The sequence below is a fragment of the Pantoea phytobeneficialis genome, assembly GCF_009728735.1.
Taxonomy (GTDB): Bacteria; Pseudomonadota; Gammaproteobacteria; order Enterobacterales; family Enterobacteriaceae; genus Pantoea; species Pantoea phytobeneficialis.
In genome coordinates, this window is the sequence record NZ_CP024640.1 from 16,321 (window position 1) to 37,744 (window position 21,424).

21 protein-coding genes and 1 pseudogene are annotated in these 21,424 nt (G+C 52.4%); 12 read left to right on the forward strand and 10 right to left on the reverse strand.

Annotation, left to right across the window (positions count from 1 at the left end):
- Window positions 1–10: 10 nt before the first annotated feature.
- The 3 genes from CTZ24_RS25465 to CTZ24_RS25475 are packed head-to-tail and all read right to left on the reverse strand — an operon-like array spanning window position 11 to window position 2,577.
- A complete protein-coding gene (locus tag CTZ24_RS25465) occupies window positions 11–1,120 on the reverse strand; it encodes an MSMEG_0568 family radical SAM protein (RefSeq protein ID WP_021186295.1) in 1,110 nt (369 codons plus the stop codon).
- Window positions 1,080–2,081, reverse strand: a complete 1,002-nt coding sequence (locus tag CTZ24_RS25470; protein WP_208727272.1) for a Nit6803 family nitrilase — start codon at window positions 2,079–2,081, stop codon at window positions 1,080–1,082. Before CTZ24_RS25470 ends, CTZ24_RS25465 begins: the two co-directional genes overlap by 41 nt.
- 13 nt (window positions 2,082–2,094) lie before the next feature.
- A complete protein-coding gene (locus CTZ24_RS25475) occupies window positions 2,095–2,577 on the reverse strand; it encodes an MSMEG_0572/Sll0783 family nitrogen starvation response protein (RefSeq protein ID WP_021186297.1) in 483 nt (160 codons plus the stop codon).
- A 368-nt stretch (window positions 2,578–2,945) separates the two neighbouring features.
- On the opposite strand from CTZ24_RS25475, the gene CTZ24_RS25480 reads away from it, so the two are divergent.
- Complete coding sequence (locus tag CTZ24_RS25480; RefSeq protein WP_208727273.1) at window positions 2,946–4,346, forward strand: aminotransferase-like domain-containing protein; 1,401 nt, start codon at window positions 2,946–2,948, stop codon at window positions 4,344–4,346.
- Between the two features lie 196 nt (window positions 4,347–4,542).
- Here the strand turns inward: CTZ24_RS25480 and CTZ24_RS25485 are convergent, their stop codons facing one another.
- The 4 genes from CTZ24_RS25485 to CTZ24_RS25500 form a co-directional block, all read right to left on the reverse strand.
- Window positions 4,543–5,151, reverse strand: coding sequence for a TetR/AcrR family transcriptional regulator (locus CTZ24_RS25485; protein ID WP_208727274.1), 609 nt, complete (start codon window positions 5,149–5,151; stop codon window positions 4,543–4,545).
- A gap of 156 nt (window positions 5,152–5,307) precedes the next feature.
- The gene (locus CTZ24_RS25490) at window positions 5,308–6,291 is read right to left on the reverse strand and encodes a ParB family protein (RefSeq protein WP_208727275.1); all 984 of its coding nucleotides are present in this window, start codon (window positions 6,289–6,291) and stop codon (window positions 5,308–5,310) included.
- Entirely contained in the window at window positions 6,288–7,496 is a 1,209-nt protein-coding gene (locus CTZ24_RS25495; RefSeq protein ID WP_036627981.1) for an AAA family ATPase, read from the reverse strand. The genes CTZ24_RS25490 and CTZ24_RS25495 overlap by 4 nt, the downstream gene beginning before the upstream one ends.
- A 1,361-nt stretch (window positions 7,497–8,857) precedes the next feature.
- Window positions 8,858–9,877: a RepB family plasmid replication initiator protein gene (locus tag CTZ24_RS25500; protein WP_208727276.1), complete on the reverse strand. Its 1,020-nt coding sequence runs from the start codon at window positions 9,875–9,877 to the stop codon at window positions 8,858–8,860.
- A 1,029-nt stretch (window positions 9,878–10,906) separates the two neighbouring features.
- Here CTZ24_RS25500 and CTZ24_RS25505 point away from each other — a divergent pair.
- From CTZ24_RS25505 to CTZ24_RS25515, 3 genes and pseudogenes are all read left to right on the forward strand, one after another.
- Window positions 10,907–11,043: pseudogene (locus CTZ24_RS25505) on the forward strand (IS481 family transposase); the annotation flags it as partial.
- Window positions 11,044–11,946: 903 nt separating this feature from the next.
- On the forward strand, window positions 11,947–12,477 hold the full coding sequence (locus CTZ24_RS25510) for a GNAT family N-acetyltransferase (protein ID WP_208727278.1): 531 nt from the start codon (window positions 11,947–11,949) through the stop codon (window positions 12,475–12,477).
- On the forward strand, window positions 12,474–12,896 hold the full coding sequence (locus CTZ24_RS25515) for an ASCH domain-containing protein (protein WP_208727279.1): 423 nt from the start codon (window positions 12,474–12,476) through the stop codon (window positions 12,894–12,896). The genes CTZ24_RS25510 and CTZ24_RS25515 overlap by 4 nt, the downstream gene beginning before the upstream one ends.
- Here the strand turns inward: CTZ24_RS25515 and CTZ24_RS25520 are convergent.
- From CTZ24_RS25520 to CTZ24_RS25530, 3 genes are all read right to left on the reverse strand, one after another.
- Window positions 12,888–13,205: an ASCH domain-containing protein gene (locus tag CTZ24_RS25520; protein ID WP_208727280.1), complete on the reverse strand. Its 318-nt coding sequence runs from the start codon at window positions 13,203–13,205 to the stop codon at window positions 12,888–12,890. The two genes, CTZ24_RS25515 and CTZ24_RS25520, sit on opposite strands and share 9 nt — an antisense overlap.
- A 23-nt stretch (window positions 13,206–13,228) precedes the next feature.
- Window positions 13,229–13,717 (reverse strand): DinB family protein, encoded by a 489-nt coding sequence (locus CTZ24_RS25525; RefSeq protein WP_208727281.1) that lies wholly within the window; start codon window positions 13,715–13,717, stop codon window positions 13,229–13,231.
- Between the two features lie 111 nt (window positions 13,718–13,828).
- Entirely contained in the window at window positions 13,829–14,794 is a 966-nt protein-coding gene (locus CTZ24_RS25530; protein WP_208727282.1) for a helix-turn-helix domain-containing protein, read from the reverse strand.
- A gap of 293 nt (window positions 14,795–15,087) precedes the next feature.
- On the opposite strand from CTZ24_RS25530, the gene oxdA reads away from it, so the two are divergent.
- The 8 genes from oxdA to CTZ24_RS25570 all read left to right on the forward strand — a co-directional run bounded on the left by oxdA (window position 15,088) and on the right by CTZ24_RS25570 (window position 21,423).
- On the forward strand, window positions 15,088–16,134 hold the full coding sequence (gene oxdA / locus CTZ24_RS25535; RefSeq protein ID WP_208727283.1) for an aliphatic aldoxime dehydratase: 1,047 nt from the start codon (window positions 15,088–15,090) through the stop codon (window positions 16,132–16,134).
- A 33-nt stretch (window positions 16,135–16,167) separates the two neighbouring features.
- Window positions 16,168–17,034, forward strand: coding sequence for a transporter (locus CTZ24_RS25540; protein WP_208727284.1), 867 nt, complete (start codon window positions 16,168–16,170; stop codon window positions 17,032–17,034).
- Between the two features lie 113 nt (window positions 17,035–17,147).
- Complete coding sequence (locus CTZ24_RS25545; RefSeq protein WP_208727352.1) at window positions 17,148–18,662, forward strand: amidase; 1,515 nt, start codon at window positions 17,148–17,150, stop codon at window positions 18,660–18,662.
- 33 nt (window positions 18,663–18,695) lie between these two features.
- Entirely contained in the window at window positions 18,696–19,313 is a 618-nt protein-coding gene (gene nthA, locus CTZ24_RS25550) for a nitrile hydratase subunit alpha (RefSeq protein ID WP_021186315.1), read from the forward strand.
- A 12-nt stretch (window positions 19,314–19,325) separates the two neighbouring features.
- The gene (nthB, locus tag CTZ24_RS25555; protein WP_208727285.1) at window positions 19,326–19,985 is read left to right on the forward strand and encodes a nitrile hydratase subunit beta; all 660 of its coding nucleotides are present in this window, start codon (window positions 19,326–19,328) and stop codon (window positions 19,983–19,985) included.
- Complete coding sequence (locus CTZ24_RS25560) at window positions 19,982–20,419, forward strand: nitrile hydratase accessory protein (protein ID WP_208727286.1); 438 nt, start codon at window positions 19,982–19,984, stop codon at window positions 20,417–20,419. Before nthB ends, CTZ24_RS25560 begins: the two co-directional genes overlap by 4 nt.
- Before the next feature lie 16 nt (window positions 20,420–20,435).
- Window positions 20,436–20,645, forward strand: a complete 210-nt coding sequence (locus CTZ24_RS25565) for a CbtB domain-containing protein (protein ID WP_021186318.1) — start codon at window positions 20,436–20,438, stop codon at window positions 20,643–20,645.
- Window positions 20,646–20,655: 10 nt separating this feature from the next.
- Window positions 20,656–21,423, forward strand: a complete 768-nt coding sequence (locus CTZ24_RS25570; protein WP_021186319.1) for a CbtA family protein — start codon at window positions 20,656–20,658, stop codon at window positions 21,421–21,423.
- The last annotated feature ends 1 nt before the right edge of the window (window position 21,424 follow it).

The window sequence follows — 21,424 nt, forward strand, 5'->3', positions numbered from 1 at the left end:
CATTCACTCCTTACGCCATCGCCTGCTCGAAGCTGGAAAGTGACGAGCAGGCACCGCAACGACCGCAACCCGCCTTGATATCACTGGATCGCAAACGGGCCTGACTCAGCATCTGCCCCAACGGTTGCAGAATGGATGACATAAACTGGCTGTCGGGTGCCGGATGGTGTTCCAGGGGCGTGCCGCTGATCGGCACAAACGGCACGACGAATGGATAAACACCAAGCGCGATCAGGGTTTCCGACAGCGACAGAATCGCCTGGGGGGTATCGCCCAGTCCCGCGAGGATATAGGTACTGACCTGACCGCGACCAAACACCGCCACCGCCTCGGCAAACGCCTCAAGATATTGATCAACGCTGACCTGCGCCTTGCCCGGCATAATGCGGGCGCGCACTGCCGGGGTTACCGCCTCCAGATGCATGCCGAGCGCATCAATCCCGGCATCTTTCATGCGCTGAAACCACTTCGCATCGCCAGGGGGTTCACACTGCCCCTGCAAAGGCAAATCCACGGCGGCTTTAATCGCCAGCGCACTTTCCACCAGAATGCGTGCACCGCGATCGCTACCGGATGGCGTGCCGGTGGTCATCACCATATGCTTGACGCCATCCAGCTCAACCGCCGCTTTCGCCACCTCGGCCAGTTGTTCCGGTGTTTTACGCGCAATGGTGCTGCCCGCCGCCAGCGATTGGCCGATGGCGCAGAACTGGCAAGCCTTCGCGCGATTTTCATAGCGGATGCAGGTTTGCAACACGGTAGTCGCCAGCACATCGGTGCCGTGTAACGTGGCGATCTGTGAATAGGGAATACCCTCCGCTGTCTGCCGTTCATAAAACCTGGGCTTATGGGCGATGCTGATTTCCCGCACCGGAATGGTGTTGTTGTAGAGCCGGGTGGCCCCGGACGTCTCATGCTTCACCTGCCACGGCGACTGACGGGCGGAATGGGTGTAGATCGGCACCATCACCGTCACGCCATCAATGTTCATCGCCTGGTGGTCAGACGGCCCGGCACCACCATGACGACTGACATGCTCCTGCTGCGGGTTGATGACGTTGACCCCCTGGGTCAGTAACTCAGTGATCAGCTGCTGGCGAGTAGACGGAACGTTCTGCATCGCGCTCTCCTCCGGTTTCGGATTCATCATCACGCGCCACCACGTAGCGGGCAGGGGTCGCGTCCAGACGCAGGCTCAATAATTCCGGGCGCGCGTAATGCCCGACGGAATCCATCATGCGTTTGCGTTTGGTGATTAACGCCATATCCAGGTCGGCAATCAGAATGCCTTCACCTTCCGTCAGCGGTGGCACCAGATGACGCCCTTCCGGGGAAATGATGGCGGTATTGCAACCACCCCGTAGCCCCTTCTGCATCGCCGGATCAGCGGTGAGTTCATTGATTTGTTCCTCAGTCAGCCAGCCGGTGGCATTGATCACAAAACAGCCGGACTCCAGCGCGTGATGACGGATGGTGACGTCCATCTGCTCGGCAAAAATCGGCCCCACCAGTGAACCGGGGAACTGGCTGCAATGGATCTCTTCGTGCTGCGTCATCAGGCTGTAGCGAGCTAGCGGATTGTAATGCTCCCAGCAGGCCAGCGCCCCCACGCGCCCAACGGCGGTGTCGACCACTTTCAGCCCGGCACCATCACCCTGCCCCCAGATCATCCGTTCATGGTAGGTCGGAGTAATTTTGCGGCGCTTAAGTACCAGCTCGCCGCTGGCATCAAACACCAGTTGGGTGTTGTAAAGCGTGCCGTGATCGCGCTCATTGACGCCCAACACCACCACCATTTTGCGCAGACGGGCGCGCTCCCCCACCGCGTGGGTAATCGGACCGGGGACCACCACCGCCTGGTCGTAAAGTTTCAGATGGGCGGCACCGGCAGTCATTGCGGGTGTGATGAACGAGAAGTAAGGGTAATAAGGCACAAAAGTCTCAGGGAAAACGATGATCTCTGCGCCCTGCTCTGCCGCTTTATCGATTGCCTCCAGTACCCGGGCCAGCGTTTTGCTGGCCTCATGGAGATCTGGCGCAATCTGGGCTGCGGCGGCACGGATAATGCGTGATCCAGCCATAGCGCGCCTCCGCTTACATAGTCCAGGTGTCGATAATCACCGCGTTGTCACGAACATGCAGCAGCTTCAGATCCAGCACATCAAGCGGATTGATCGGACGCACGCCTTCCAGCAGCGACGGTTCACCATGACCGTAGAGCGCCTGAAGCGCGAAGCGGCAGGCGTAAACCTTGCCACCTTCCGACATAAATTTATTCAGCTGGTTGGCGTAGTTTTGGTGCCCGGGAAAGGCTTCCGCGCCGAGGGTAGGAAAGCCGCGCTGTACGCCGAGCAGCACACCCGGTCCATACAGCAGAATGGAGGTTTCGAAGCCTTTGCGTTGCAGACGGGTTGCCTGCAACATATTGACGAAGCCAATGGAACCTTCAAACGCGACTGTATGAAAGGTCACCAACGCTTTCTGGCCCGGTTCCGCTTTTACGTCCTCAAAAACCTTCTCTTCGTAGTCAACAAAGAAATCACCGGTCTGGTGGGCAGGCATCGTAACTTTTGGCATAGCACTTTTCTCCCAGTCTTTATCAGGGGGGAGCCACGCTCCCCGTTATGGCACATCCGCAGGTGATGTAGGGAGAATGGAGCAAGGGTCGTGCCAGCCGCCAAATGCAGGGATGCAATCAAGATCCCATCAACTGCTCAACTTGTGAGCTAAAAAATTTTTAAACCCTGTCAATCGCACGGGATTAGCGCAGGGGCACAACAGCGTTACGCGGAATTTTGCACCAGATTGATGCCAATTCGCACCAAAAATGCACACAATCAAAATCATCATGCAATCATTGATGCAATCAATGATAAAGGTGATTGCAGAATAACCTCCACCAGGCAATAGTGATGCTCTCTTCTCCATCTGTCGGAATCGAATCCATGCTTACCAAACTCGTCAGCCGCTGGCATCACCACCAAAGTCAGAACACCGCACGTCCGGCTTATCTGTTGATTGCTGACATCATTGCTGATGGCATCAACAGCGGCGAGTTTCAACCACGCGACCGCCTGCCGCCGCTGCGCGAACTGGCGATCCAGCTCTCCCTGAATTACACCACCGTCACGCGTGGCTATGCCGAGGCCACCCGGCGCGGCTTGATCGACTCGCGCCGGGGGCTCGGCAGCTATATTCGCGGTAAGGTGCCTGCGGTACCGTTGAGTGGCGGCAGCAGCTATGAAATGACCATGAATTCACCGATTGAGCCGGGAGAAGAGCTGGCGCAGGCCATCAGTCAGGGAGCAATCAATCTCTTTAGCCAAAAAAATATTCTTGGCTTGTTGCGTTATCAGGACTTCGGCGGCCAGGCGGATGATAAAGCGATGGCGAAAGTCTGGCTGGAGAAGCAACTACCCTCGGTGAATATGGATGAAATCCTGATAGCACCGGGTATTCACAGCGCGCTGGTGGGATTATTGACGCTGCTGTGCCGCAAGGGAGGCAGCGTGTGCGTGAGTGATTTGATTTATCCCGGCCTGAAAGCCATCGCCAGCCAACTGAATATTACGTTGCAATCCCTGCCCTGTGATGAAGATGGCCCGCTGCCGCGGGTGTTTGAATACCAGTGCCAGACCGGTAACATCAGCGCCCTGTATATCAATCCCACGATCCAGAATCCCACCACCCTGACCCTGCCGTTAAGGCGACGCGAAGCGCTGGCTGATGTGGCAGCACGCTACAGCATTCCGGTGATTGAAGATGAAGCCTATGCGGCGCTGGCGACCCAACATATTGCGTCGTTCAGTGAACTTATCCCTGAACTCACCTGGTACATTACCGGCATGTCAAAATGCTTTGGTCCGGGGCTGCGCACCGCCTTTATTAAAGGTCCGGGCAAACACCAGACGCAGCTGCTGGCGGGGGCATTACGCGCCCTGAATGTGATGGCCAGTCCGATCACCAACGCACTGGCTTCGCAGTGGATCAACGACGGCACCGCTGACCGGGTGCTGCAATCGGTACGCGCGGAATCGGTGATTCGCCAGAAAATGGCATCGGAGATCCTGAAGGAGTTTACTTTCCGCGCCACGCCGCAGGGTTTCCACCTTTGGTTACTGTTGCCACGTCATTTTGACTGGAATCCGGCCGAAATGGCGGTACGGTTGCGTGAACTGGGGGTCAGCGCAGTTTCAAGCGCGGCTTTCTGTACCGATAATAATCCCCCGGACGCGTTGCGTATCTGCCTCGGGGGTTCCTGGTCACGCGAGATGTGCGCAGAGAACCTGCAAACTATTGCTCATGTCATGCGTAATCCGCTGCATTTTGGCAGCGTGATCCTGTGAAGATCTGATCTTCAGGTCATGGGCCACATATCCGACCAGGGCATACACAAGCGCAACTGGTCGGCCGAAAAACGTCGCTTATAAAACCGGCCATTGTCTGTCCAGCCGCAGGTGATGCTATCGCCCTCAGTTTGCAGGACCACCATCACTTTTCTTCTTCTCTGGCGACGAACCAGCGCCCCGGGCATCAGCATGCTCACCTCTGCCCTGCACCGGCCAGTACGGACTGGATAATGAATTCATTACTTTTTCTCAGCACGCTTATCTCCGGTTTGATTTTGCCGTAGACGCGCATGCCCTCCAGCAGCATAAAAATGCATTCCGCCATCACTTCTGCCGGTTCGTCAGAACGGAATACCCCCGTTTCCTGACCTTTGCGCAGGATGCTGTTCAGGCGCGCCACTATCCCGCGAAATTTGTATTCAACCCGGCTTCTGACTTCATCATCACCCGGCAGCAACTCGCAGGCCGCAGCGATGGTGAAACACCCCTTCTCGCCTTGTGGCCCGGAAGAAAACAGCGCGACAAATTCCAGCGTTTCCCGCAATGCGGTTTCTGGTGCCAGTTCCTCGTCACGTTGTTGACCGCGAACCAGTCCGGCATCCATGTATTGCTGGAGAGCAGCGAGAAAGATTGAACGCTTATCGGGATAGAGTTTGTAAATGCTGGCGCTCGCTAACCCGGATGCCTGCATTAAATCGGCCATTGATGTCGATCGGTAACCTTTTTGCCAGAAGCATTCGAGCGCTGAATTGAGGAAAACCTGCGGATCAAATTCTCTGGGTCTACCTGGGCCTGATTTCATGATTGCATCATTCTGGGTGGATGTTGCGACAATTGTAGATCGATCAATCTACAATTGAAAACAAAAAATCAGCAGATTGAAAAATCCGTAGCGTCGCGATTCATCGCGCAGGTTTAAACAGTGCGATAAATCGCGACGCTACGGGAAATGTGCTCGTTAAGATTTTTTATCCGCGACCATTTTTTCCGCCACCGCCCGGATCGCCGCATCAAGCTCGGCCTGAAATTCCGCAGAAATACGCGAGAATTCATACGTCACCAGACGTTTTTCCGTATCGACCTTTTTACGGGCAAACTGTTTCTTGTCTTTAAACACCACCAGATTTTCCGCCGCCGCTTTTTTGGTCGCTTTGGGGGTTTTCAGACGGCTGCTTTCGGCCCGGAAATAGCCAATGATTTTCGCTTTGGTGACCGGATCATCAAATTCCGTTTCGCCCTGTTTCTCAATACGCTCGCGCACCCCAGCCACAATGTCGCTGATAGCCAGCTTTTTGCTTTTGGCCTTTTCCGCCACATCGAGCAAAAACTGGTAATCGGCAATCGCGAGATCGCTGCCTGACGGGAAAACGGCGATCATCTCTTCCGGGACGGATGCCGCCTGGAATGCACGGGTGATTTTTGCCGCAGAAATCCCTTCTGATTTCGCAATCTCTGCCTGGCTCATATCACCGGGATACATCAGTTCAAGACGTTTACCCAGTTCACGCAGGGTATGTTCTTTAGCGGTCTGAATGTCCACGGCCAGCTGGCGCGCATCAGCCAAATCCAGCTCATCTTTGGTCACCAGAACCTCGAATGGCGTCCCGTTGTACAGACAGGCAGCACGGCGACGCGATCCGTCGAGAATTTCGATACGATCATCGACTTCCCTGCCAATCGCCGGGAAGAACTGTTGCAACGTAATGGTACGGGAAATATCCGCTACGGATTCAGGTGTCAGCAACGACTGATCACGTCCATTAACGGAAGAATCGATATAGGTCTGCGCTTCAATGTCGTCGTGCAGTACTTTCGTGAGGACAAAACGGGCTTCTTTTCCAGACTTGAGAACGAATACTCGGGCACCTTCGCTTTCACTCAGCATTTTAGAGAAATTAGAGTTCCCTAATGTGCGGCCCATTTTCTTCATGACTTTGGTCATTTGATACCCCTCACAAATTCGATCCTTTTGAAAACCGCCTGGGTAAATCGCTCCGCCTCGCGCTTAGCATTTTTCAGCGCTTCGGCACTACCAGGATAAGATTGTGGGTCAGCACTTACTATCGTGTCGAAGGTTTCCCCACAACGCTCGAATCCGTCAAGACGCGGCAAAGTGGCGTCCAGTATGTAGGATGTAAATACGTCGCGGGCCAGACCATGTGTCATCTCATGATCACGTTTGGTGGTCATTTTTGACATGAATCCGATATTGCCCTTAATGCGCGGGTTAATCCCCTCCTCTTCCAGTTGCTCCAGCATTTCTGGCAGACGAGTCAGGTATTTCAGTGTCGAGTGAAAATCGACCTGGGCCGGTGGTGTCGGGGTGAGCAGCAAATCACTTGCCGCAATCGCGTTGAGCATAAAGGCATCCAGATGCGGCCCGGTATCCACAAAGATGAAATCGTAATCGTTCCCGACACGGTCGATAATATTGCGACGCAGCACCTCAGAGGGCAACAGGCCAGGCAAATGTTCGTGCACTAACTCATTCCACTGGCTGGCGACAAAGCCATCATCGATGGAGGCTGGGATGATATCCACACCAGGAATGATGGTTGGCTGGATGATGTCCTTGTGCAGTTGTTCGGCATCGAGGTCATTCAGCATAGCCTGTGCCGCTGTTTCCATGATGGAACCGATACTGTTGGTATGGTTCAGGAACATAGTGCTGGAAGCCTGCGGGTCGAGATCGATGACAAGGTTACGCAGATCATACTGCAACAGATCCGGATGCACGCGAAGCCCGTGCGCAAGCGTTACGGTGCTGACGGTTTTAGATACCCCACCCTTCAGGTTCACCACAAAGATAACGAACGGGCCTTTGCCGGCGTGAATATCGCGATACTTAGGCACCTTACGATGGGCATAAATATCCACCACATCCTGCACGGTCAGCGCGTAATGTCGGGCATTACCGGCATCTTTCTTACCAAACTCATGACCGGCGGCTTCCATTTCATCAATGGCCTGCTCAACGGCACGACGGCTGAGTTTCGGCATGTTTGCAACTGAATTTCGGGTAAAGGTTTGATAGTAACGGTCAAGTCCAAATTCATGACGTTTATCGATGATGTCGTCACTCATACTGCGCAGCATAGCGTTCGCCCTGCGGGCAGTTTCGTCCACGCCACCATAGTTACTTTTCATACCATTACTCCATTGGCAAAATTTTTCCTAAGTGTACATGGCATTTTGCTACGTGCAACATTTTTCGTTTTTCAGAAAAAAGTTGTACGCGCCGACAATGCCAGTACATCTCCTGAACAAGAGGTGTGCGTTAAATAGAGGGTTCTGTTCTCAACTATGCCGTGTCACAAGAATCAATTTGTGATCCTGTCACATTGCTGATGAATATTTGCGCATTGGTTTCCAGTTATATGCTCCGTAGAGGTTCAGTGAAACACGGTCAGACGGATTAAAATGAAGAAAATATGAGCTAATCTCTATTGGAAATATATAAAATTCATATGGATACATTAATATTCTACGGCTGGGTCTTCTGGGTATCCCCCAAAAAGGTTATCGGTCATATGCCAAAATGTTCAACGTGACAGGATCACATATCGGATCCAGGCTGCGATCTTTTAAAGCTACACCGCAGTGTTTGCTCAAAGGTTTCCAGTCGTATGCTGAAAATTGGCATTCATACGCTTCTACCCTTTGATAATTCAGCGATCTGGAAAAATGTGACGTGGATCACTCATCAGGATGGAGCGAAAGGTTATCAGTCATATGCAAAATGACTTCTTCTTATTTATCAGTGAACTCACCCACTTTCGATCTTTCAAGGTTTCCAGTCGTACGCAAAAAGTTATCTGTCATATGCCAAAAATCAGCAGTATTGGCGGTCGTATGAAGATCGTTTACGGCCCTTTTCAGCTCAATTAGGGTTGGCCGTTATATGCAAAAGGTTTCCCGTCATATGCTCTAAACACGTCGAGGATTCTCTGGCCGTTTGAAGTTTAAACACAATGTACGCAGACAGGGTATTTGCCGGGTTAAAAGGTTATCTGTCGTATGCAAAAAGTTTCCCGTCATATGCCAGTCACTCGGAATGACGCAAATGCATTAACTTCCTGTTTTTTGCCATATGATGCATAAAAGGTTTTCAGTCGTATGCTAAAAGGTTATCTGTCGTATGCTGAAGATACCGCACTTATTGATGCATTGTGGCAACGTGTGATGCTCGTTTTTCCATTAAATATCAGAATATTAGGTTTATTTTTCAGGGTTTCATAACTGGAAGGTTGGCTGTCGTACGCAGATATTGTATTGATGAAGCATATGGGGGTTTAAAAGTTATCGGTCGTATGCTTATCAGGGTTGATTAAACGGAAAGGTTATCGGTTGTATGCTGTTTTGCGGTTATGTTTGCAGATAACCGCAGTGTGAAAGCGATGGTTTGCACCAGAGGAACGCAATCAGCTCATCCATAACTGGCTGAATGAGCTGATGAAATTAGAAAGGTTAGCCGTGGTATGCTGGCAAAGTTATCACTGGGATGCCACTCACCGGGAATCGAGACTGATCAGGATCTTGGCTATCTCTTCCTCGCTAAAGCCGGAATCTTTCAGCTTACTGATTTTGGCGATCATCGCCTCATCAACGACCTGAGGTTCATCCTCCGTGCTCCTGTCGAGTTTCAACGACTTATCCGGGATAAGATTTGGATTTCGCTTGGTAATGTTGAAATAGACCGACCTGCCCCGCTTGGTTTCGGTGTATTCGAGATAATTGATCTCTTTGAGCTCCTCCAGCGCCTTACGCACAATGTGATTTTGGTAAGCAATGCGCGATTTCAGCCTCAGACGCTCTCTCAGGCGTTTCATTGAGACCGGGGCCGGATTTCTGGGAAGGCTTTCAATAAACGTGTAGAGGGCCTGTGCAGACTCTTTACGGGGCAAATGATCGATAGCCTTGAGACGCAGATAAACTTTGTAATCCATCTGATAGAGGTCAGCCAGCCGATGATCTCCCTCAATTTCGACTTCGTTCTTCACCATGTTGTAATGCGCGCTATTGACCAGGCCGGTAGTCAGAGAACCTGTGTCATTACGGAACTGAATTGTCACACCACGCAGGCGCATCAATGAGTCATCGATACGCTTCTTCATGTCTTTGTTTGAACGTTTTGAGTCGAACCCACAGTTCTGTAAAAACTTGGTGAAAGGGAGTTTTAACTTACCGGCAAAGGTGCCGTTATCGTAGATCGAACGAATGATCCCCAGCCAGACACGGAAATCTGTCGCCATATCAAGGCGTTCAGAGCGGATAGAGATATCTTTATACCCTTCCCGCTTTACGACTTCCAGATGGTAAAGATCCTCGGTAGCATCCACGGTGGACTTAACCGTATTGACGGAGCTCTTAGCCTTCGCGTGATCCGTATTTGGCACGAAAAGCCCCAGCCGCATCAGAGCTACAGGCTGCACCGTTGCAGTTGCCGAAGGATTTAAGTGGACAACTTCGCCCGTTTTCTTATTAACTTCCTCGGTCATGCTATCTAAGTCATTGACTTTCTTAGCCATAAACAGGATCCATTTATCAACAGTTAAATTTGCCACCGCATATGACCGATAACCTTACCAGCATATAAGCGGAAATCAAAGTGCACCTGACAGATAACCCTTTGCATATGACCAGAAACCTTTTGCATACAGGCGGAAACCTTTTGCATATGACTGATAACCCAGACCTTAACGTAACCCAGAGATACCAAGGCCTGTAGCGATCCGGGGATCGTTTTGGCTTTTATAGGATCGATATAAGATCGTATTAAGATCAGATTATTGGATCTACCCTGTGAATAACGTGAATAAGTCGGAATGGATTTCAGCAAGACAGAGGAGGTGGATTCCCGGTAATGCCAAAGGCTATAGCAGGCTTACTGATACCGCGTAACACACTCGACTCATCAATAAACAACCCATAATAATCATATCCCAACATAACTATATAATTAACTATATGATTTAATTCATTAAATTTAAAAAATTTCAATTTGAAATTCCCATTTAATCGGTAAAAAAGAGCTTGAGAGTTGGGGTAACCAATGATGATCTGGCTTTGGTATCCGGTCAGTGACATAAATTGCCGTATCTCAATGAGTAACATTCTGTCATCACCCCTGCTCACTCCCTTTCACCTCTTTGTTATCCTGGAAAGCGCAGCCGTCATGTACATACTAAGTCGCTTTTAAGCAAACAGGAAAATTATGCTGGAGCTGATTGCGAAAACCTTGAAACACGAATTTCAGTAGCGACAGGATGAGAGAAGAACAAAATCGTAAGGTTTTTGGTTCTTTAAAATGACGTCGTTACGTGAAAATTCGGCAGGAAAGACCCCGAAACATTCTCAGAAATGACGTAGCGGCGTCATTAAATTTACATGCATTTGCCATGACTCATTAACTGATTGAATAATCTGCTTTATACAGACGGATAATTCTTTCCCCCTCCCCTCCCCTCTTCATAGTACGTACCTGGAGCATGGTTGATACATACAACTGAGGCATAACACCTGACGACATAGTCAGCCGCCATTATCCGTTGTCTGCCGTTACTGCCCCGGCAGTTGTCGTGGGCCGCTTCGATCACGACGCGCTGGATCAACTGTGGCAGAAGGACTTCAAGGGGCATTTTGCCTGGAACGGAGGATACAGCCATCTGCTGACCTGCTTGATGACCATTCACGGCCCGGTCATCCGCAGACGCAGGGCAAGCTTGAGCGGCTGCATGAAAGGCTGGAAATATGATGATACAGCTACGTTATGTGGAACATCGATCTGAAAACCAGGTCGATTTGGATGGGTACACAATATTGAAAGGTGTCTGCCATGTCCTCAGTACCTATATTCATCAAACGTTGTCAAATCCGGGAAAAGAGCCAATATTGGCAATTTACGCTACCCTTTCTCATCTGGATGAAATGGAATGACCAGAGTCACTGCGTTGACGCTGTCCTATCCTGGCAGTATCTCCTATGTTCTAATTACTTCTCGGCAAACGTATTGATGTGTCCTTGAATAGGGTAAAATTACCCTACAGAAAATTAAGCATAACTTATTGTTTAATATCGATTATATCGGAAAATTTCAAATTGAAATTCCCTGCATTCGTTCAATGAAACGTGAAGGAAACACCCGACACGGGATGTCCGTGGATGTTTTAAGACTGAATCCGCCGTGCCAATTTTGCGCGTTACCACCCGTCAGATTTTGAGGGCATATCAAATCAACTGATGATGTTAGAATCTATTTTTCTCTTTTCATCACTGCAATTCAGATATGCTACCTCAACTCGCTGTCGCATCCTGTCGCTCAAAGCAATTACCACGCCGCCCTGCTGTCATGCATTGCGTTTACCTGAGGAGAATGGTTCAGACACTTACGGCTGTTCGCAATGTTTGGACCCGATATTAAGGAAACATCTGCGACCTGTCTGGTGACGCGTTATGGTACTAAACCTGGTGGTCAGTAAGTAACCGTCATATCTCTGAGCGTCATGACAAGCGAGCCGGTCAGTTTTATCCACAGGGTTTTGAGTCAGATATGCACCGTGATTGTGGACAACATTTAAAATGTACAGGGATAACAAGGATGCAATGGGAATCAGAAAGGTTGTTATACAGAAGGTCGACTCCTGACGATGTAGGCGATTTGTTCCGTATTTATGGTGACCCCGAAACGCATAGATTTAATCCTCGTGGTCCGTATCCGAATATTGAATATGCGCGCGCTGTGCTGGAGCGTACCCTGCTTGAATATCAGCAATATGGTTTTGGTGACTGGACCATTTTCGCAAAATCAAATCCTGACAGAGTCATTGGATTTGGTGGTGTGTTTGCCAGTCAATTTAATGGAAGTAATACCAACAATCTGGGGTATCGATTTGAGCCTGATGCCTGGGGGAAAGGTTATGCAACGGAGCTTTCCCTGCGCGCCATTCAGTATGGGTTTGAGGAAGTCGGGCTAACGGATATTGTGGGAGTGGTTCGCGAGAATCATCTGGCGTCACGTCGGGTGTTGGAAAAGGTCGGCATGACATTTCTGGAGAAAGTGATGGATCCAGAAGGTTTCGCCCCCAGTCTGATGTTTCGTATTACCAGGGAAGAATGGACGAAATTATGATGGCGTCTGAACAAGTCAAAGCAAAGTATCCGGCGGTCACAGCGTGGTCGTTTGGCGATTCTCCGGAGATGATGGATGAGCTGGCGGCATTGGTGGCGAGTGGAAAAAAAACCGCCACCTGTGGGTCAATGGCTGGATGTGCAGAAGATGAATGCTTTCCGGTAATCGGTGCCTATGCCCTGGTGGAGGATAGTCAGGGGCATGCCGTTTGTGTCATACGCGTTACCGCCGTCCATCTGCTCCGTTTTGAAGATGTCAGCGCAGAACTGGCAGCAAAAGAGGGCGAGGGAGACCTGAGTCTTGCATACTGGCAAACAGAACATCAACGTTTCTTCGAACGCGAAGGGACATTCTCAGCCACGATGGAACTGGTTTTCCAGGAATTCGAGGTTGTTGAGCTGATTACTCATTCAGTCTGATGCGGGGGGAAGATGATGGATGACCGACACTATGGAGTCCATCTCAATCCCCGGATAGTGCTCACGCATACCAGCCAGTAACACATCGTCTGGCCACGCCTGGATTTTGCCAAGATGCTGTGCTACGGAGAAGAGTGGCATGGTCTCCACATGCGTCACCCAGACAATGACCATGTCAGAAACATCCTCGGCATTCACATATAACATCGGGCCAGACGTGATTTCACGTTCCTGCCAGCGGATGGTGTGGCGCTTCTTCCCGGAACGCACTTCAGGGAGCAGTCGGGGAACAATTTCAAGGCTCTGCATTGTTTTGACTCTCCCTTCAGTGATCAGTGGTTATGATCCCGTAGAAATACCGTCATGACATCCTTCGGAGGAACGCCACCGCATTCTGATATCAGCCAGCCCACTGCTCCACGGTGATAGGTACCGTGGAAAAGGACGTGGTTAATCATATCGATGGCCTTCATTTCGCCGTCACCGCCGTCAACAAATCTGAAGTTAATGGTCTCGGCAAAATCTGCGTCGTTCATCGCACTGATATGTTCAATATACCAGTCAGTACAGGCGTTCATATTGGCTGCCAGTTCGTCACATGATGGTGTCTCAGGCGTATTCAGCGCGGTATATCCATGTGACTGGCCGGTGATATTGGCGCGAAAAATCATATCGACCACGTAGATGTGGTTCATCAACCTTAGCATCAGATGGCGCTTCTGGCTGTCAGCAGAAGCGTCGAGAGAGATTATCGACTTCAGGGTGGCCGCATCAGCCCACTTCTTATACTTCAATAACGTGACTACCGTGTTTCTGTCCATGACCTTCCCTTATGGTTTTTATGTATCAGCAGGATACGCGCACGATGACGTTCCTGTTGCGAGAAGAGTTATATATGACAAGTTATTGAAAGGGAACTTATACGGTGGATTTTAACCCTGAATATCCTGACGATGCTGTTTCATCACTGAATGCGGGGTAACGCCGAAGGCTTTGCGAAAAGCATGACTGAAGTGAGAGAAGTCAGAGAAACCGTAATCCATCGCCGCCTGAGACACACTGGCTACTCGCCCCTGTACCAGCGCCTCACGGCTGGCTTCAAGACGTTCCTGCCAGATTATCGCCGCCGGTGTTTTCTGATGCCGGGCAAAGGCGCGAGTCACCGTGCGCACCGAGACATGGTGGGCGAGGGCAATGGTTTCCAGATTCAGAGCTGGATCGGTAAGGTGTCGGCGGATGTAATTTCTGATTTTCGCGTATAAATCACGTTCAACATACTCTTTTTCCGGCGTCTGTAGTTCCAGGCTGAGTACCAGCAGGTCAAGCAGCGTTTGTGAAAAACGCCCGGCCAGATGAGGGTCGCTGAGAATTTCTGGAGATCGCACTGCCTGGTAGATCATCTCACGTAACGGAATGATGCCGGGACGCGCCTCATCCAGCACAGTGGCTGTCATCGCGTCTGCTCCGGGTAGTTTGCCGCACAGTAAATGTCTCGGGATACGAATCAGGTGGTTGTTTTGGCCGCCAATGCTGAAACGAAATGTCTGCGCAGCATCGTAAAGCACCAGGTTAGTTGAGCTGAGGTTAGCCTTTCTTCCCCCCTGTTCCAGTTGACCGTAGCCGTCCTGAAAACAGCCCAGCCATAAGTCATCCTCTGGCCCGGTGCGCAGATGTTTTGCCTTGCGTTCCCAGTAATGCAGGCTGGCACTGAGGGTGCAAATATCAACCAGTCCAACCTCACGTACGCCCAGCTCACCATCAAAGGTTCCCGAGAGGGGTTTACCATCAGAGGGGATGCAGTGGCGCAGAATCACATCATTCCAGTACTCAAAGCGCTGTGGTCCTGCAACCTGTGCGGTGGAATAGCGGACATTATCGGGAGCAAATGTACTGTTCACAATCACACCTCATCGTGGCAATTAATTGTCATAACTCATCATTTCTGACTGAAAGCAATAATTGCGCCATAACTACTCGGTATCTTTTAAATCAGTAGGTTACTGCCAGTTAAAAATGGAGGGTGCGCCAGATTAGGGCAATCCTGCACCATTTCCATCCCACCAGCGAGTGTTTTACCCCCTGTCCAGAACAACCAGGATGTTGTCCACCACAACCAGGTGAGCCGCCGATTTCTCCTTAATATCGATGATGATTTTTCTTAACAACAATAACGCCTCACCAGGGAGTCATTATGGAATCTGCCATCGACACGCATCTTAAATGTCCCCGCACGCTTTCCCGTCGGGTGCACGACGATTATCAACCGCCTTTCCCGATGTTCGCCGGACGAGCCGACGCCAGCCTGACTCAGGTGGTGATGGCCTATCTGGGCGTGCAGTTTCGTGAAGAACAACGTGCAGCAGCAATCAATGCCATGCAGCAGATGGTGCGTAGTTTCAGCCTGCACAACGGGCCCGCTAATCATGACGTGACCTTTCACACCGATAACCAGGGGTTTGGAAACTTTATTGTTGTCGGTTACTGGCGCGATCCGGCGGCATATTGCCGCTGGCTGCATCAGCCAGAGGTAGTCGATTGGTGGTCATCGGATGATCGTCTGCACGAAGGCCTGGGATATTTTCGCGAGATTATTGCCCCGCGCGCGGAGCAATTCGAAACGCTTTACGCGTTTAAAGAGGATCTACCCGGTGTTGGTGCAGTGATGGATAACCTCAGTGGCGAAATCCAGGAACATGGTTATTGGGGTTCCGTACGCGACCGCATTCCGGCGTCCCAGACGGACTGGCTGCAACCGGATGGCGAACTCCGCATTCTTTCCGGCAACCCGGCGGTGGGGGGGAGGGTAGTGGTGCAGGGGCATGACAATATCACCCTTATTCGATCAGGCCAGGACTGGATGGAGGCAGATGAACAGGAGCGAGCGCTGTATTTCACCGAAATGTTGCCACCTCTTCAGGCTGGGATGGATTTTCTGCGTGATGAAGGGCAGGCGCTCGGCTGCTACAGCAATCGTTTTGTGCGCAACGTAGACATCGACGGTAACTTGCTGGATGTTGCCTACGATATTGGTTTCTGGCGCTCACTGGATCGACTTGAGCGCTGGGCGGAATCTCATCCCACCCATCTGCGCATCTTCACCACCTTCTTTCGCGTAGTGACCGGACTGCAAAAACTCCGGCTCTATCACGAAGTATCGGTTTCAGATGCGCGCTTTCAGACGTTTGAGTACATCAACTGCCATCCCTGTACCGGGATGCTGCGTGATGCCGTGCGCTGACCCCCTTTGTACGCCATTTTCCGAGGAATGATTATGCCAGGTTTACGCTTTTGCCTGCTGGGTATGCTGTTGTCTGCGACATCGGCGTTTGCTGTTGAAGTCGCGCCAGGCGATTACAGCCAGTTCCCCGACGGTACCACGGTTGGTCTGTTGTATTATCAACACGCCACCACCGGCTCGGCCCGCTCTCACGGTGACAAAATCAGTTCTGATTACAATGTCACGTCCGATATCGGCATGTTGAGGTTATTGCATACCGTGCAAATCACCGAGACGGCAACGCTTGATCCACAGTTTCTGCTGCCGTTCGGTCGGGTTTTTGGCAGCGGGGATGCCGCTTCACTGGGTTCAGCCAATGGCACCGGTGACCTGATCCTGACGGTTCCGCTCAAAATTCGGCTGAACAGCGGGGGAGACATCTTCGGTTTTGCCCCCTATCTCTATGTCCCAACCGGGAACTATGACCATGACAACGCGCTAAATCTGGGTGAGAACCGCTGGAAGGTGGATTTACAGGCCGCCTGGGTGAAGTTCTTCAGCGAAAAATGGGCGCTGGATATGGTCGGGGACGCCATCTGGTATGGCGACAACAACGATTACGGCGCGGCGTCATCCCGTCTGAAGCAGGACAACTCGTGGGCTGCGCAGATTATGGGGCGCTATATCCCTGATCCGACGCTCTCACTGGGCCTTGGTTTCGGGCAGACCTGGGGCGGTGAAACCCGTATCGACGGCGTAGAGCAGGACAACCAGAGCCAGACCACCAACGTCAGACTGACGGCCACCAAGTTTGTCACGCCACGCGATCAGTTCCAGATCCAGTTGGGCAGGGATCTGCGCGTCGAAAATGGCGCGGCAGAGGATTTCCGCCTGAATCTGCGCTACGCCCGTGTGTTCTGAGGTTGTCCTTCCTGACCAGGAGTTTGTCCGTCTCAACCATGTGAACAAACAACAACCACGTTATGTTCGGGTCAGGGTTAACACCGTTAATGATTTAAATCAGGGAAAAAATGATGGCTATTGAACGTCCGGATGCAGCGCAGCTGCATCACCTTGCCAGCCAGCTCCATCTGCAACTCAGTGATGAAGAAGCGGCTGAATATCTGGCGCTTATGCAACCCAATCTGGATGCCTATGACCTTATCGATGAGCTGTCAGATGAGATGCCGCCCGTTAATTATCCGCGGCAGCAGGGCTACCGTCCGGCCGGAGAGGAAAATGCACTGAATGCCTGGTATTACAAAAGTGAAGTCAAAGGGGCAACTGAAGGGCGACTGATCGGCAAAACCGTGGCCCTCAAGGACAACATTGCCCTCGCCGGAGTACCGATGATGAACGGTGCGACGTCGCTGGAAGGGCATGTCCCCCTGTTTGATGCCACAGTGGTGACCCGTCTGCTGGATGCCGGCGCCACCATCCTGGGCAAAGCCACCTGTGAACATTTTTGTCTGTCGGGTGGCAGCCATACCTCCGATCCTGCTCCGGTGCAGAATCCCTGGCGACAGGGCTACAGCGCGGGAGGCTCCTCGTCAGGCAGTGCAGCGCTGGTCGCGGCTGGCGAGGTGGATATGGCAATTGGTTGCGATCAGGGGGGATCGATCCGCATTCCCTCCGCATTTTGCGGCACCTATGGCATGAAACCCACCCACGGGCTGGTGCCTTATACCGGCATCATGCCGATTGAAGCCACCATTGATCATGCTGGTCCTATCACCGCGACGGTGGCGGATAACGCTCTGATGCTGGAAGTGATGGCCGGTCCGGATGGCCTCGATCCCCGACAATATATGTCACGCGGTGGCAACTATAGCGCGGCACTCGGCAAGGGGGTCAAAGGGTTGAAAATTGGCATCCTCACCGAAGGATTCCAGTTGCCCAATCTACAGCCTGATGTGGCCCTTAAGGTGCGTAATGCCGTGGCCAAACTGGAAAACCTGGGTGCCGTGGTTGGCGAAATCTCGGTGCCGGGTCATCGGCTTGCCGCCGCCTTATGGTCACCAATTGGCTGCGAAGGGCTGACTATGCAGATGATGCACGGCAATGGCATGGGTTTTAACTGGGAAGGGCAGTATGACGTTGCTCTGCTCGACAAACATGCCGCCTGGCGCGACCACGCTGACTCGCTCTCTCCTTCACTCAAAATTTGCATGCTGATAGGCCAGTACGGACTGTCGCGTTACCACGGCCGGTTTTATGCCAAAGCACAGAACATCGCCCGGCGTGCGCGTGCTGATTATGACCGTGCCCTGGGTGATTTTGATCTGCTGGTGATGCCGACGGTACCGATCACCGCACAACCCCTGCCCGAACCTGATTGCTCCATCACTGAATACATTTCTCGCGCCTTCGAGATGATTGGCAATACCGCTGCGCTGGATGTCACCGGCCATCCGGCGATGTCGGTTCCCTGTGGAATAGTGGACGGACTGCCAGTTGGCATGATGTTGGTAGGTCGCCACTACGCGGAAAGCACGATTTATCAGGCCGCTGCTGCATTTGAAGCCAGCGGGGACTGGAAACAGCTGTAAGCAATTAACCCACTGTCATTACGGAGAAACACGATGGCACACGACCATGATCATGAACATACCGAACCCCCGGCAGAGATCGCTTTACGGGTGAAAGCGCTGGAGTCGCTGCTGGTTGAGAAAGGGTTGGTGGACCCGGCGGCAATGGATGCGCTGATTGACACCTATGAACACCGCATCGGTCCACGCAATGGTGCCAGGGTGGTGGCAAAAGCCTGGAGTGATCCTGATTACAAAGCACGTTTGTTGGCTGACGGGACTCAGGCCATTGCTGAGCTGGGATTTTCTGGCGTGCAGGGCGAAGACATGATGGTGGTTGAGAATACCCCGGAGGTCCACAACGTGACGGTCTGCACGCTCTGTTCCTGCTATCCGTGGCCGACACTGGGTTTGCCTCCGGCATGGTACAAATCCGCGCCTTACCGCGCACGCATTGTTATCGACCCGCGCAGTGTACTGGCTGAGTTCGGGGTGACAATTGGTGCAGATCGCGAAATCCGCGTGTGGGACAGCAGTGCTGAACTGCGTTATCTGGTGCTGCCGGAAAGGCCAGCCGGAACCGAGGGCTGGAGCGAAGATCAACTGGCCGATCTGGTGACGCGAGACGCGATGATTGGCACCGGCGTGGCATTACAACCTGGCAGCAATTAACGGGAGACACCGATGAACGGGATACACGATCTGGGCGGCATGCACGGTATGGGTGCTGTCATTACCGAACCTAACGAACCGCCTTTCCACCACGAATGGGAGCGCCGGGCTTTCTCGCTATTTGCTTCGTTGTTTGTTGGCGGTCACTTCAACGTCGACATGTTCAGACATGCGATTGAGCGCATGAACCCGGCGCATTACCTGGAAGAAAGCTACTACGAACACTGGATGCATGCCTTTGAGACTCTGTTGCTGGAGAAAGGGGTGATTACCCGCGAGGAGCTTGCAGGCAAAGTCGCAGCCGTGCCCGCCAGCGCGGAAACACCGGTGCTGCGTTCAGATATGGTGCAGGCCGTGGTCAACACCGGCGCTTCAGCTCGGGTGAATGAAGAGGTGAGCGCCAGATTTCGTGTTGGTGATCAGGTCAGAGCGAAGAACCTTAACCCTGTCGGTCATACCCGACTGCCACGTTATGCACGCGGGAAAATCGGCACCATTGAGATTGATCACGGCGTGTTTGTCACACCAGACACGGTAGCGCATGGGCTGGGTGAACATCCGCAACATGTTTACAGCGTCAGGTTTGCCGCCACCGAACTGTGGGGAGCTGATGCGCCACCGAAAGATACGGTACGTATTGATTTGTGGGACGACTATCTGGAGGCCTTATGAGCAAAGATGTCGCGATCGTTATCCCTGGTCAAGATGCCGACAGCGCGCCTTTTGAACATCCGTGGCAGGCACAGGTGTTCTCGCTGATTGTTCACCTGCATCAGGCGGGAAAATTCAGCTGGAATACATGGGTGGAGGTCTTCAGCCGAGAAATCAAAGCCGCACCGGCACGGGCGGATGAAAGCATCAACGATGCTTATTACCGCCAGTGGGTGTCTGCGGCTGAGAAGTTGATTTTGTCGCTCGCAATGACCGAAGAAGCAGACATTGCACAACGTGCTACGGAATGGCGTCAGGCGTATTTGCATACGCCGCACGGCATGCCGGTAATACTGAGTAACGCCAGTTGCCCGCCCGCGCACAGCCATCAACACCCAACATTGCGGGTGCCGGTGGCGGTTAGCCCGGCCGCCCGTACCGCTGAACTTTCATAATTTAAGAGGAATTTGTATGAGTCACGTCGCGACATCGAGCCAGATCCAGAACACACCCATCCCGCTGGTATCTTTGCTGCCCTGGGCGGCATTCATCACCTTGATGGTGTTGCTGGCTGTCTATTTTGTTGGTGCCGAACAGGGGGCTACCGCCGTCTTTTCTGGTAACCAGGTCCATGAGTATTTTCATGATGCCCGCCATTTGCTGGGTTTCCCCTGCCACTGAGGATAAGTCTATGACCGGAAAACTCCTGTTGCAGGGCATGATGGCCGGGATTCTGGCGGGCATCATCACCTTTGGTTTTGCACATATTTTTGGCGAGCCGCAGGTCGATCGGGCAATTTCTATCGAAGAACAACTTTCTCATCCGCATCTGCCTGCCAGCGCTGAGAAGGGTCATCACCATGATGAGGCTGATGGGGAAGTCTTCAGTCGCCAGACCCAGTCCGGTGCCGGATTGTTGAGCGGGATGATCCTGTTCAGCGCTGCAATGGGGGGCGCGCTGGCGCTGATCTGGTCTTTTTGCTGGCAACGCACTGGCCCGGCGCATCCTCGCGCCCTGGCACTGAGTCTGGCGATGGCCGGGTTTCTGGTGATGAGCCTGATGCCGGGCCTGAAATATCCACCGAACCCTCCGGCGGTGGGGGATCCATCCACCATTGGTTACCGGACCAGTCTCTACTTTGCCATGCTGCTGATCTCCGCCGTCATCATCGTGGCGGCGGCGTGGAGTGCGCATCAGATGAAACGTCGGCTGGGGGCATGGAATGCCGCGCTGTGGGGCGCGATGTCAGGCTGCGTGATGATGATTGCCGCCTGTATGCTGATGCCCGCGATCAATGAGATCCCGGCCAGCTTTTCTGCGGATGTGTTGTGGCGCTTTCGCCTGAGTGCCTTCGGTACCCAACTGACGATGTGGTGCGTGATGGGAGTGCTGTTTGGGGCTTTCGCCGAGAAGATTGTGCAAAAACCCGCCCTGCGCCAGTGGGCGGATGTGCACTGAT